Annotated in this window: 10 protein-coding genes and 2 pseudogenes; 5 read left to right on the top strand and 7 right to left on the bottom strand. The window is 69.4% G+C overall.

All coding sequences use genetic code 11. The features are described 5' to 3' along the window. Position 1: 1 nt before the first annotated feature. On the bottom strand, positions 2-1,513 hold the full coding sequence (locus H0B43_RS28475) for a PucR family transcriptional regulator (RefSeq protein WP_185724869.1): 1,512 nt from the start codon (positions 1,511-1,513) through the stop codon (positions 2-4). A 121-nt stretch (positions 1,514-1,634) separates the two neighbouring features. On the opposite strand from H0B43_RS28475, the gene H0B43_RS28470 reads away from it, so the two are divergent. The 3 genes and pseudogenes from H0B43_RS28470 to H0B43_RS28460 all read left to right on the top strand — a co-directional run bounded on the left by H0B43_RS28470 (position 1,635) and on the right by H0B43_RS28460 (position 3,764). After that, entirely contained in the window at positions 1,635-3,086 is a 1,452-nt protein-coding gene (locus tag H0B43_RS28470) for a cytosine permease (RefSeq protein ID WP_185724870.1), read from the top strand. After that, a pseudogene (locus H0B43_RS28465) lies at positions 3,079-3,484 on the top strand (YybH family protein). Before H0B43_RS28470 ends, H0B43_RS28465 begins: the two are co-directional and overlap by 8 nt. A gap of 127 nt (positions 3,485-3,611) precedes the next feature. Further along, positions 3,612-3,764 carry a hypothetical protein gene (locus H0B43_RS28460; protein WP_185724871.1) on the top strand — a complete coding sequence of 51 codons (153 nt, stop codon included), beginning with the start codon at positions 3,612-3,614 and terminating at the stop codon, positions 3,762-3,764. 9 nt (positions 3,765-3,773) lie between these two features. Here H0B43_RS28460 and H0B43_RS28455 read toward each other — a convergent pair whose 3' ends face one another. The 5 genes from H0B43_RS28455 to H0B43_RS28435 form a co-directional block, all read right to left on the bottom strand. Then, on the bottom strand, positions 3,774-5,141 hold the full coding sequence (locus H0B43_RS28455) for a bifunctional lysylphosphatidylglycerol flippase/synthetase MprF (RefSeq protein WP_185724872.1): 1,368 nt from the start codon (positions 5,139-5,141) through the stop codon (positions 3,774-3,776). A 91-nt stretch (positions 5,142-5,232) separates the two neighbouring features. Continuing rightward, the gene (locus H0B43_RS28450) at positions 5,233-5,547 is read right to left on the bottom strand and encodes a ferredoxin family protein (RefSeq protein WP_185724873.1); all 315 of its coding nucleotides are present in this window, start codon (positions 5,545-5,547) and stop codon (positions 5,233-5,235) included. After that, positions 5,544-7,139 (bottom strand): FAD-dependent oxidoreductase, encoded by a 1,596-nt coding sequence (locus tag H0B43_RS28445; RefSeq protein WP_185724874.1) that lies wholly within the window; start codon positions 7,137-7,139, stop codon positions 5,544-5,546. Before H0B43_RS28445 ends, H0B43_RS28450 begins: the two co-directional genes overlap by 4 nt. A 142-nt stretch (positions 7,140-7,281) precedes the next feature. After that, on the bottom strand, positions 7,282-7,710 hold the full coding sequence (locus H0B43_RS28440) for a pyridoxamine 5'-phosphate oxidase family protein (protein ID WP_185724875.1): 429 nt from the start codon (positions 7,708-7,710) through the stop codon (positions 7,282-7,284). 1 nt (position 7,711) lies between these two features. Beyond that, positions 7,712-10,630: an FAD-binding and (Fe-S)-binding domain-containing protein gene (locus tag H0B43_RS28435; protein WP_185724876.1), complete on the bottom strand. Its 2,919-nt coding sequence runs from the start codon at positions 10,628-10,630 to the stop codon at positions 7,712-7,714. Between the two features lie 137 nt (positions 10,631-10,767). On the opposite strand from H0B43_RS28435, the gene H0B43_RS28430 reads away from it, so the two are divergent. Together H0B43_RS28430 and H0B43_RS28425 are read left to right on the top strand one after the other, a co-directional pair. Next, on the top strand, positions 10,768-11,427 hold the full coding sequence (locus H0B43_RS28430) for a DUF998 domain-containing protein (RefSeq protein ID WP_185724877.1): 660 nt from the start codon (positions 10,768-10,770) through the stop codon (positions 11,425-11,427). Positions 11,428-11,472: 45 nt separating this feature from the next. Continuing rightward, positions 11,473-12,255 (top strand): DUF427 domain-containing protein, encoded by a 783-nt coding sequence (locus H0B43_RS28425; RefSeq protein WP_185724878.1) that lies wholly within the window; start codon positions 11,473-11,475, stop codon positions 12,253-12,255. Here H0B43_RS28425 and H0B43_RS28420 read toward each other — a convergent pair. Beyond that, positions 12,252-13,030: pseudogene (locus tag H0B43_RS28420) on the bottom strand (hypothetical protein). The gene H0B43_RS28425 and the pseudogene H0B43_RS28420 sit on opposite strands and share 4 nt — an antisense overlap. Positions 13,031-13,044 lie beyond the last annotated feature (14 nt).

Below are 13,044 nucleotides of genomic sequence, written 5' to 3'. Positions count from 1 at the left end.
GTCAGTCGGGTTCGTCCGAAGACGGTGTCACCGCTCTGGCCTTGAGCGCCAGCCACAGCTCCATGCGGTCGTCGGCCTGGTCGAGGTTCCGCCCGGTCAGTGCCGCGATCTTGTCGATCCGGTTCCGGACGGTGTTGCGGTGCACGGAGAGGGCTGCCGCCGCGGGGTCCCATGCCCCGTTGGCTCGCAGCCATTCCTCGAGCGTTCGCTGGAGTTCGACGCGTTCGCGTGGCTCGAGCTGATCGAGGGGTGCGAGGACGGCGGTGGAGAAGCCGCTGAGCACGTCGGCCGAGCCGAGTCGGAGCAGCAACTGGACGGTCTCCCCTTCCTTGGCGTCGACAGCGCGGCCCAGTCGGGCGCTGACGGCGACGAGGGATCGCGCCTGCATCGCCGACACGGCCAGCGCGTCCACGGGAACCAGCGCACCGATCCCGATCGCGCATCCCTCCGCCAAGCCCGACAGCAGGTCCGCCAGCCCGGCGACCTCGGGGTGCGCGATCTCGATGTCCGAGTTGCGCTGTCTCAGGACGGAATCCGGGAGGACCGAACCGATCCGGACGGTCAGGTCGGCAACCGCCTCGGGAGTGGAGCGCACGACGGCGATCTGCAGGGGGTCGCGGGACAGCCCGATGCCTGCCGCGATCTGGTGCGCGCGCTCCCTCCGGAGGCCGGGTCTGAGCAGCTGCGCCAGCGCCGCCGCCCGCCGCTGCCGCTCGGGTTCGCCGGCCATGTGACGGCGTTCGAGTTCGAGCGACAGCAGCGAGACGAGAACATTGGACGCGTGCCGCAGCGCGTTGTCCGCCGACCGCTCGAGCACGACGAACGCGAGCGGGTTCTCGATGCGAACGGGGTGCAGTTCGAGTTCCCGCCGACCGGCACCGCCGAACGCCGTCCAGCCCTTCGCGCGGGTGGTGTAGCGACCCACCTGGTCCTGGGCGTCCTGCAGAAACGCCGCGTCGACGCCGTCGGAGAGTTGGACCACCCCGCCCGACGCGTCCAGCACCGCGCAGAGGGAGCCGCTGACGGAACGCCAATTGTCGAGCAATCCGCTCAGCGGCGACGGTCCGGCCGCGACCGCGGTGAGCTGATAGCTCAGTTCGATGGCGTCCTCGAGCGCACGTTTCTCCTCCTCGGCGATCCGGGAGAAGATCCACTTGGTGATGGCGATGAACGGCACCGAGTCGGGGGCGATGAGCAGCGGGACGCCGAATTCCCGCGCCGCCGCGACGAGCGGCGCGGGTGGCGCCTGAAAGGGCAGCCCGTGCCCCAGACCGAGGCACAGTGCGGCGACCCCGCCCGCGACGCAATCCCGCACGTAGTCGCGGCACCCGGATTCGGTGGTGGGAAGCATCAGGCCGACGGTCATCAGCAACTCGCCGCCCTGGAGCCAGTCCCGCGGACGCGTCAGTTCGGACACGTGCGCTGCGGTGATGGGGTTGCCGACTCCCGCCGTCCCGCTCATCGACGTGAGCCGCAGCGTGGGAGCGGACAGGACGTCCTGGACGGTGATCACCGGCGACCTCTTGTACTCATTGCCCAACCGTAATAGACGAACTGTACATCTCGCCTCTGGTGCTGGGGCGGCGCAGTGCGCAGAGTGGTGATCAGAGCCACAGCACCTCCTAGGAGTTTCAGTGTCAGATCACTCCGGCGACACCGCCGCGACCCTCGGTGGCACCATCGAGACCCGCTCCATCGACTACGTCCCCGAGGACGAACGTCACGGGAAGGTCCGCGACCAGGGCCCCTTCTGGTTCGTCGGAAACTTCCAGCCATTCACGGTGGCCATCGGCTTCGTCGGCCCCGCCCTCGGCCTGTCGCTGGGCTGGACGGTCGTCGCGGGCATTCTCGGCATCTTCTTCGGAACCCTGTTCATGGCGTTCCACGCGTCGCAGGGACCGGTGCTCGGACTCCCGCAGATGGTGCAGTCCCGAGCGCAATTCGGCTATCGCGGTGTCGTCCTCGCACTCATCGGGACGTTGTTCACGTACGTCGGGTTCAACGTCGTGGACGTCGTCATCATCAAGACGGGTCTGCACAGCATCTTCGGGTGGAACGCTGCCGTCATCGCCGTCGTGATCACCGCGGTCGCGACGCTGCTCGCGATCTTCGGTCACGATCTCCTGCACCTGTCGTTCCGTGTGCTGTTCTGGCTGTCGCTGCCGCTGTGGGCCATCCTCACGTGGGGCATCGTGTTCGGGCACGCCGGCGGCAACGCGGGCGCCGCGACGGGCGGGTTCACCCTGCTGGCGTTCATCGCCCAGTTCAGTGTCGCGGCCTCCTACAACATCACGTACGCGCCGTACGTGTCGGACTACTCGCGGTACCTGCCGCGCAACACGCGCACGTCGGCCATCGTGTCGGCCGTGTTCCTCGGCGCCTCGGCGTCGCCGGTCTGGCTGATCCCGGTGGGCGCGTGGATGGCCACCCGACTCGGAGCCACGGATGCGCTTGCAGGCATCCACGACGCCGGCAACTCGGTGGTCCCGTTCCTCGGCAGCGTGCTCGCCCTCGTCGCGACGCTCGTGCTGGTGGCGACCATGGGCCTGAACGCGTACAGCGGCATGCTGACCGTGATCACCGGCATCGACTCCTTCCGGAAGGTCACCCCGTCCCGCCGGATCCGGGTGGTGACCGTCCTTGCACTGGCGGCGGTCTGGCTGGTGCTGAGCCTGCTGTTCACCGATTCGACGACCGTCCTCAACACGACGCTGCTGATCATGCTGTACCTCCTCGTGCCGTGGACCGCCGTCAATCTCACCGACTTCTTCTTCGTGCGCCGCGGGCACTACGCCATCACCGACCTGTTCACGCCGGACGGCCTGTACGGAATGTGGTCGTGGCGGGGCATGACCGCCTTCTTCGCCGGCATCGTCGCGTCCGTGCCGTTCATGGTGCTGCCGTTCTACGTCGGACCGATCGCCGCGGTCCTCGGTGACGTCGACGTCGCGTTCGCGGTCGGCCTCGCCGTGTCCGGGATCGTGTACTGGGTCCTGTCCCGGTCGCTGGACCTCGACACCGAGGAACGGTTCATCGAAGACAGCGAAGCCACACTGGCAGTCGAGGAGACCCCGGCTCATGGCTGACACGACGACGGCAGACGTCCAGCACGCGATCGACGCGCTGATCCGGGCATTCGGCGAGCACGACACGACGGCCTACTTCGAGGCGTTTCAGCCCGGACGCGACGTTCGTCTTCTACACCCACCCGGTGCCGCTGCCCAGTCGCGAGGCCTACCGCGACCTGTGGACCGAGTGGGAGGCGGACGGGTTCCGCGTCCTGGCGTGCCGTTCCAGCGAGCAGAACGTCACGTTCCCGATCCCGGATGTCGCGGTGCTGACGCACCGGGTCGGCACCACCGTGCGGGATTCGACGGGAACGGTCGAGCTCGACGAACGGGAGACGATCCTGTTCCGGCGTGGCGCAGAGTCGGGCTGGATCGCCGTCCACGAGCACTTGTCGCCCCAGTCGATCACAACCTGATAGCTGACCGATAGCTGGTTTGACGTGGACCGCATCACATCAGGGTCCCGCCAAGTTGCGGCGGCTCGGATTCGCGGGTGTACTCATGGGTAACCTGTCCGGCTCGGCATATCGCGAAGGTGCACAGATGACGGATGAACGGCCCGGCAAGAAGCAGTCCCCACAGAAGAAGGCGCCGAGACCGAGCCCTGAGGAGGAGACCCGGGACGTGTCCAAGACCGACCTCGCGGCCGTTGTCGACGCACTCACCGCGACGAACGAGAAGAACTACGACTTCTGACCCCGCGCCTCAGCCCCGTTCCCGATGCGGCACGAACTCGAACGTCAGGCACGCGAACGCGACGGGCAGCAGGTAGCGGAACCGCAGGAGCACGTAGCGCCGGTTCCCCGTCGAATGGAACTTGCCGAGGTAGCGGTACAGCGACTCGAGTGAGATCAGTACGTCGCCGAGGTGCAGGAGCCGGCGGAACAGTCGCGCTCCCGCACCGGGCGCGCGGGGGTCGAGGAGTTCCGGAAACGCCGCGAACGACAGCGAGACGTATCGCGCGCCGGTCTGCTCGGCGTAGCGGATGACGTCGACGGACATGCGTTCGTCGGTGCCGTTCGGTGCGTCGTCGCCGCGCCACGGCACGTCGAGGCTCAGTTCCCGCACCGAACCGGCGGTCCCGTACCGCTGGAACGCGACGGCACGCCCGGACGCATCGCGGGCGATGACGAGGAGAAGCCCGGGGAGCGTCCCGTCCAGCAGGTGGTCGAGGATCATCGAGAATCCGCGGCGCTGATGCCCGGCGCGGGCGTCGTCGACGATGTCCGTCAACTCGCGACGCGTCGGTTCGTCGAGGGCGGCCTCCGGGACGATCTCGGTGGTGATCCCGGCATTGTGGGTGCGCTGCACGGCCTGCCGCAGGTTACGGAACTTCCGGCCCTCCAGTGTGAAGTGTCCGACGTCGATCACCACGTCGCGTCCGATCGGCACCGCTCGCAACGACTTTCGGGTGTCGCTGCCGGTCTCCCACATCCTGCCGGCGCGCTCCCCGGCGCCGAGCACCGCGACGCGCCACCCGCGTTCGGCGGCGAACTCGGAGAACTCGTCGAGAAGCGCGCCGAATGCGGCGGTGTCGCCGAGCGGATCGCCGGACACGACCGCTATCCCGGACCGCGCCCGGTACGCGATCGCCGCGGTGCCGGACGCGTTGAAGTAGTACGACTTCGCCGAATTGAGGGCGAACGGCGACAACGGGTCGTCCGTGGTCCGCTGGATCAGCGCGAAGATGCGGGCGCGGTCCTCGGGTTGCGGCACGCTGCGCACCGGCAGCATCAGGACGGGTCCGGTCGCCATGAGGAGAACGAACCCCGGCGCCGGATGAGCGGTCGTGTAAGCGAGATCGGCGGCGGCCACGAACAACACCGCCGCGACCACATGCGTCACGGTGACGGGCCGGCGCAGGTGCAGCCCCCGGGCCACCAGCAGGACGGCGAGGCCGGCCGCCACGATCGACATGCGGACGGGCCCCGACCGCGCGGCAATCCACAGGAGCACGAGACCGACCACGACAGTCGCGCCGACGAGCGCCGCCCGCGCCGCGGGCGATTCGGGCCGGTACACCCGCAGCCCGGGCACGGTCGTCGGAGTCGACTTCGAATTCTGCACGCGCACCCCCGCACCAGGTGACGACTGTTCCCGTGACTCCAATCTAGCGGCTCCACCGCCCGTGGGTGGTCAAGGAGTCCAGGGACTCGCTACGCACTCACGGGCGCAGCCTGCTCGGCCCGACGGCGGTGAGTGTGCCCGGGGCGCGCCCCTTCCCCCAGCCGAGCTTCTCGCGGTATCGGCCGATGTGCTCGTGCGGGATGCCCTGCCCGTCGGTGAGGGGTGTGGACTGCGGATCCACGTAGAGCGCGTCGACGGGGCAGTACGCCTCGCACATGAAGCACGTCTGGCAGTCCGATTGCCGCGCGATCACGGGGATCCCGGCGGCGGTGCGGTCGAACACGTTGGTGGGGCACGCGTCGACGCACTTGTCGCAGCCGATGCACGCGTCGGTCAGCAGCAGTTCGATCACGATGCCACTCGCAACAGGCCGCTCCGCGCCGCGGCGGTCGTCGTCCAGACGTCGTCCAGCCCGCCGGTGAGCACATGGTGGTGCTGCGCGGGGTCGAGGTCGGGGTAGTCGGCGCGCTTGCTCATTCCGCGGGTTTCCGTCCGTGCCAGCGTCGAGTGGTACATCCACCGGCCCACCGCGGTGATCGCGGCGGCCTGACGGGCCCGGACGCGTTCGTCCCCGGAGTCGCCGCCGAGGCCCAGCGACAACGCCGTCCACAGCGACTCCAGTTCGTCGAGCGCCCCCTGCACCCGGACCCCGTCCCGCAGGTAGTTCTTCTCGTACGGAATCAGTTCCGCCTGCGCGGCCGCGACGACGGTGGACGCCTCCAACCCCGACCGCTGGGTTGGCCGCAGACCGGCCCGGCCGGCGGGGCGGAGCTCGCCTGCCCGGACGCGACGTTCGGTTCGGGCGAAGCGCGCGGCCCCGGTGCCCGCCCAGCTGCCGGACGACATCGCCCACGCCGAGTTGTGGCTGCCGCCGCCGGTGAACCCGCCGCAGATGCGTTCGCGGGTGGCGGCGTCGCCAGCCGCGAACAGTCCCGGCACGGACGTGGCACACGTGTCGTCGATCAGAGCGATACCGCCGGTTCCGCGTACCGTGCCCTCGGCGAGCACGCCGACCTCGAAGCGGTCGGTGAACGGGTTGATGCCGCGACGGTCGAACTGCAGGAAGAAGTTGGGCTGGCCGAGCCGCATCTGGCGCTGCACCTCGTCGTCGGCGCGGTCGAGTTGCGCGAACACCGGCTCGGACAGCAGCGTTTTCGCGATCACCGACCGCCCCTTGGTGGAGCCGGCGCCCTCGAGAACGCTCCCGTCGGCGTGGAAGAACGTGGCATAACCGTAGTAGGCGGTCTTCGTGATGGTGGAGTTGGCGGGGACGATCGCGTACGCGTTGGAGAACTCCATGCCGGAGAATGTGGCACCCACCTCGGCGGCCATCAGCGCGCCGTCGCCGGTGTCGACGTTCGTGCCCAGAGCGCGGGACAGGAACGCGCAGCCACCGCTCGCGATCACGACGGCGCCCGCCGTGATCCGGTAGTCGCGGTCGGCCTGGCGTCGGTAGCCGGCAGCGCCGCGCACCTGGCCGTCGATGTCGACGAGCAGTTCGAGGGCCGGCGAGTGGTCGAGGATCCGAACGCCCGCCTTCTTGACCCACGCCCGCATCCGTCGCATGTATTCGGGCCCTTGGAGTCCGGTGCGGATCTGCCTGCCGGTGTCGGGGTCGACGGGGAACGGGTACCGGCCCTCCTCGGCGAGGAGGTTCATGTTCGCGTACGTCTGGTCGAGGACGCGGTCCATCCAGTGATGGTCGGCGAGATGCCCGCCGAGCGTTTCGCGGCTGGCCTTGGCCTCCGCCCGCGCCGACGGGTCGGGGTCGACGTACCAGACGCCGGTGCCCGAAGGCGCGGTGGCGCCGCTGGTTCCGCAGTACCCCTTGTCGACGAGGACGACGTCCGCCCCGGCTTGCCGTGCGCGCAGCGCCGCCCACGTTCCTGCGGGGCCGCCACCGATGACGAGGACGTCGGTGCTCAGGTCGAGAAGTTCGGTCATGAAGGGCGCTCCTGTCGAGGCGGAACTACGGCCCCTTCACGCTTCCGCACATCACGGCCCTTCGCCATCGTCTGAATCACCGTGAACCAAATCGCCCGTGCGCCTTTCTGGTTGTCCCAGCTACCAAAAGGGCGCACGGGTGCTACGCGCCTTTGCCGTAATCGACGCTCAGCCAGTGCTCCGGCCGCATGCGGATGACGATCGCGTTGTCGTCGTACGCCTGCTCGACGAACCCGTCGACCTCGTCGGCGGGCAGGTAGCGGGTGGCGAGTCCGCGGACGATGTCCTCGGTGGGTGATTCGTCGAACTCCGCCGGACCTTCGACGCTCACGTACCGGTACGGCGGCTTCTCGTCCTGGGCGACGAGGCTGAAGCGGCCGGCGGCGCGGATCAGCCGCTCCTTCAGCGACCCACGACCGGTCCACACGTATGGTTGGCCGCCGGGTTCGTAGCCGTACCAGATGGGCACGGCGAGCGGTGCCCGCCCGTCGCGGTCGACGGCGATCACCCCCACGTGCACGTCTGCGAGGAACTTCTCGCGCTGTTCGGGGGTCATCGACAACTGCGACATGTCAGTCTCCGCTCTCGTGTTCGGGTTTCGACGGTGATGCGGGTGGTGCGGGGTCGAGAAGCTGGGCGAGATGTTGCGACGATCGGTCCGGGTCGAGTTGCCGCACCTGCATGTGGCAGCTGAATCCGTCGGTCAGCACGACTGCGTCGTCTGGACTGTCGCGCAGCGCGGGGGCGAGTGCCTGTTCCGCCACCTGCATGCTGAGCTCGTAGTGGTCGGCCTCGAACCCGAAGTTTCCTGCGACGCCGCAGCATCCGGTGGCCTCCCGCACCCGCGGCACCCCGACCGCTTGCAGCGCCTTCCGCTGCCCGGCCGCACCGAACACCGCGTATTCGTGGCAGTGGGTCTGCACGGTGACGTCTTCGGGCAGCGGCACGCTCGGGGTCCATCCGGCCTCGGTGCGCTCGAGGATCGCGCCGGCGAAGCTCCGGATCCGGGCGGCGACGCGTCGTGCGGCGACGGTATGGACGAGTTCGGGCAGGTCCTTGCGGAACGCGGCGGCGCAACTGGGTTCGAGGACGACGATGGGACGGTCGGTGCCGTCGTCGAGAATCTCCGCTGCCCGCGTGAGGGTCTTCTTCGCCTGCTTCAGCTGTCCGGTGGAGATCCAGGTGAGCCCGCAGCAGACGTCGCTGCGGCACTGCGAGCTCAGGCCCGCCTCGGCGAGCACTCGCGACGCGGCGCCGACCACCTCGGGCCGGAATCCGCGGGTGAACGTGTCGGCGAGCACCACGACGTCCGCGGCGCCGTTCTGCGACGTCTCCCCGACCTCGCGTCGAATCTGCTTGCGCGACGCGAACTCCGGCATCGTCCGGTGCGGGGTGAGACCGCCCACCCTGGCCGCGACCTTCGCGAGCCGGCCGGCGGTGAGCCGGTTCACCAGCGGGGCGGACCGTTCGGCGACCTTCAGCCACACCGGCAGCCAGCCGAGGGAGTAGTGCGACAGCGGACGCCGCCGGCCACGGTAGTGATGGTCGAGGAATTCGGACTTGTAGGTGGCCATGTCGACGCCCACCGGGCAGTCGCTGGAGCACGCCTTGCAGGACAGGCACAGGTCGAGGGATTCCTTGACGTCCTCGGACCGCCAGCCGTCCGCGACGGTCGGCGAGTTGCGGACCATCTCCTGCAGGGCGCGGGCCCGGCCGCGCGTGGAGTCCTTCTCGTCGCCGGTCGCCCGGAAGCTGGGGCACATCACGCCGCCCGTCGAGGCCCGGCAGCGGCCTACACCGATGCAGCCCTGAACGGCGTGGACGAATGGTGCGACCGGGACGTCGCTGGTGGGGGTGAGATCGAAGCTGGTCTGCCATGCCCGCGGGTTCACCCCGTCGAGGGCGAGACTGCCGAGCAACGGTTCGGGGTCGACGATGCTTCCCGGGTTCAGGACGGCCGCCGGGTCCCACAGCCGTTTGAACGCCGCGAACGCCGCCATCATGGTGGGCGTGTACATGATCGGCAGCAGCGCCGACCGTGCGCGACCGTCGCCGTGCTCCCCCGACATCGATCCCCCGAACCGCACGCACAGTTCGGCGGCGCGGTGGATGAACCGCGACATCACGTCCCGGCCGTCATCGGTGCGCTGGTCGAAGTTGATGCGGATGTGCATGCAGCCGGCGCCGAAGTGCCCGTACATGACGCCGGTGAGACCGAATTCGGCGAGCAGCGCCTTGATGTCGACGAGGTAGTCGGCCAGCTGGTCGGGTGCGACGGCGGAATCCTCCCAGCCCGTCCAGGATTCGCCGCCCTCGACGAGCCGGGCCGACAGTCCGGCGCCGTCCTCGCGCACCCGCCACAGCGACGCGCGTTCCGCCGGGTCGCCGACCACCCGCGAGTCGACGAGCCGTCCGGCCGCCCGCAGCTTCGAGACCAGTTCGGCCCCGCGGCGTTTCACCTCGGCGAGGTCGTCACCGTCCAGGTCGACGTACAGCCAGGCCTCACCGTCGGGCAGCCCGACAACGGAGTCGGCGCCGCGGAGGTGACGCATGGTGTCGACGATCGCCGAGTCGATGCCCTCGATCGCGGCGGGAGAGCATTCGAGGATCAGAGCGTTGTCCCGGGCCGCATCCACCAGGTCGCGGTATCCCAGGCACAGCAGCATCGCCGCAGGCGGCACCGGAACCAGCGCGACGGTCGCGGCGACGATCACCGCGCACGTCCCCTCGCTCCCCACCAGGGCGCGGGCCACGTCGAAGCCGTTCTCGGGCAGCAGGTTCGCGAGGTGGAACCCCGATACCTGACGCGGGATCCGGCCGAGTTCGAGCCGGAAGTCGCCGAGGTGCTCCTGGGTCAGCGCGCCCAGTCCGGCGGCGATCCGCTCGGCCTCGCTCACCGCAGACGCGTCGTCCGGATCGGTGGCCCACAGCCCGTCGCGGGTGGCGGTCAGCCGGTGCCCGTCCGCCGTCACCAGGTCGAGCGCGACGACGTGATCGGACGTGCGGCCGTAGCGGACGGAGTGGTTGCCGCAGGCATCGTTGCCGATCGCGCCGCCGACGGTGGCGCGGGACTTGCTGGACGGGTCGGGCGCGAACGTGAACGCGCCGTCCGTCGCCAGTTGCACCTGCTTCTGCAGGTCGGTGAGGACGATGCCGGGTTCGACGACGGCCGTGCGGGCGGACGCGTCGACGGCCCGCACCCGATTCATGTGCCGGGAGAAGTCGAGTACCACGCCCCTGCCGATCGCGTTGCCCGCGAGCGACGTGCCGCCGCCGCGGCTGGTGATGGGAATGCCCCGGTCGGTGCAGGCCCGGACGATCGCCACCACGTCGCCGGCGCTGCGCGGGAAGGCCACGGCCAGCGGCGGCACCCGGTAATTGGAGGCGTCGAAGGAGTATTCGGCGCGTCGGCGCGATCCGGTGTCGAGGTCGATGCCCTGCCCGCCGAGCTCGGCGCGCAGGTCGACGGCGGAAGGTGTCAGCGCAGCCACGCGTCGAGGTGTCCCGTCTCGTCGGAGTCAGCTACCGGGATTCGCGTCAACGGGGCCATGGCTACATCGTCGAGCCGCCCCCGAGGATTGTCAACAATCCACTCGGTGAGCCGGTACGGTACGGAGGGGTGAGCGTCGTGAGAACGTCTTCGCCCGCGCAGCGACTGTCGACTGTGCGGGTGGGCGCCGCAGCGTGGGTGCTGATCCCCCTGTATTTCGTCGCCGAGGCCGTGACCGCGAATGCCTGGCCGCGACCGTACGTGGTGCGGACCAATTCGGTCAGCAACCTGGGGGTCACGGGTTGCGACGGTTCCGCGGCACAGGCCGCCGCGGTCCGGCTCTGCTCGCCGCTGCACGCGGTGATCAACAGCGCGTTCGTGCTGACGGGCGTGCTCATCCTCGTCGGGGCGGTGTGCCTGCGGGAATTCCTGCCACCGGGACGGCTCCGACGCACCGCCCTGGCTCTGTTCGGTGTGGCCGCCGTCAGCGCCGCCCTGACGGGTTTCATCCCGATCAATGTGGACGCGCACCTGCACCAGATCGTCGCGACCCCGACCTTCGTCGCGCGCAACGCCGCCATGATCGTCGTCGCGATTGCGCTCTACCCGCGGTGGCGCGCCTTCGCGGTGTGGACCGGTCTCTGCGGACTCCTCGGGGTTCTCGGCATGGCGGCGATCCTGCTTCCGGGCACACCGTTCGGCATCACCGAGCGCCTGGCCCTCTACCCCTTCACGGTGTGGGTCGCGACCGCCGGTGTCGCCGCGCTCCGCACCCGTGCGCCGTTCCGGTTGCCCTGACTACCAAAAAGGCGCACGGGGCGCCGAAGGTGCCACCATGGAGTGATGTCCACAGCTCTCACACATGCCGCCGCTGCCCAGCAGTTCGCGGAGAACGGCCGCATCTCGATCGAACCCAACCACAAACGCATCCGGGTGTTCTTCGGCGGCCGGGTGGTCGCCGACACCACCCGGTCGGTGTACCTGTTCGAGAAGGGGCACCTGCCCGTCTATTACATTCCCCGCGACGACGTGGCGTTCGACCTCCTCGAGCCCGTCGACGCGACCACGACGTGCCCGTGGAAGGGCAAGGCGCGGTATTGGGATCTCGTCGTCGGTAACCGTCGCGCCGCACAGTCCGTGTGGGGTTACGACGTGAAACTGGACGACTCCCTCGACCTCAGCCCGTACGTCGCGTTCTACTGGCACAAGATGGACGCCTGGTACGAGGAGGATCAGCAGGTGTTCGTCCACGCCCGCGACCCGTATGTCCGCGTCGACGTGCTGCCGTCGTCCCGGCACGTCGAGGTGTTCGTCGGTGACACGCTGGTCGCCGACACGGTGCGCCCGCGACTGCTCTTCGAGACGTCGCTGCCGGTGCGCTACTACATTCCCCGCATCGACGTGCGGTCCGAGTTCTTCACCGCCTCCGACACGCGGACGTCCTGCCCGTACAAGGGGACGGCGTCGTATCTGTCGTTCACCGGGTCGGACGGCTCCGCGCCGGTCGAGGACGCCGCCTGGTTCTACCCGTTCACCACGGCGGAGGCGTCGGGCATCGACGACCACGTGTCGTTCTACCCGGACCGCGTGCGGATCGTCGTCGACGGCACGCCGCTGGATAACTAGCGGGCCGGCAGCGGCGGCAATTCCAGATTGTCCCGGAGCGTGCCGCCGACGTAGTCGGCGGCGACGATCCCGCGGCGCCGCAGTTCGGGCAGCAGCCCACTGACGACGAAGTCCCGGGTTCGTTCCTCGGCGAGCCCGCCGAGCGAGATGACGTCGAGGACGCCCGCGTCGTAGCGTTCCTGGACGGCGCCGGCGAGTTGTTCCGGTGTTCCCGCGACCGCCCAGTGGCCGGTGTCCTTGGACGCGATGATCAGCTCCCGTAGCGTCCGCGCGGTCGCGGCGAGCCGGCTGAAGATCTCGACCCGGCCGCGGCGGCGATTCACCGTCCGGACGTCGGGCAGGACGTCCGCCGGGATCGGTTTGTCGAGCGGCAGTCCGGACAGGTCGATGTCGCCGCCGAGCATGTCCTCGAGCCGGATCCGGCCCGCGTCGAGGTCCGTCGCCTCCTCCTGCTCCCGGACCATCTGCCGCACTTCCTCCTCGGTCGCGCCGTAGGTGGCGTGGAACGAACTCATGACCGCCTCCGCGAATCTGGCCCCGAGTTCCACGCCGGCCGCGGAGTGACCGGCCTGGAACTGCACGGGACGACGCTGCGTCGTACCTCCGGCGCCATCGGGAATGAGCGCCTCAGCAGGTCGGCGGCGAACAGTGCGTCGAACTTGTTCGCCTCCGCGATCTTCGCGATCTCGATCGAGGACGCGATGGTCGACTGCTGCGGGTCGACCGCGGAGGCATAGGTGCTGACGGCGCAGCTGACTCCCGTGACCGTCTTCAGCGGCCGGCGACGTG

Source organism: Rhodococcus sp. 4CII (genome assembly GCF_014256275.1).
GTDB classification, from domain to species: domain Bacteria; phylum Actinomycetota; class Actinomycetes; order Mycobacteriales; family Mycobacteriaceae; genus Rhodococcus_F; species Rhodococcus_F wratislaviensis_A.
The sequence above is the reverse complement of the archived record's forward strand: the minus strand, read 5'-3'. Positions and strand labels throughout refer to the sequence as shown.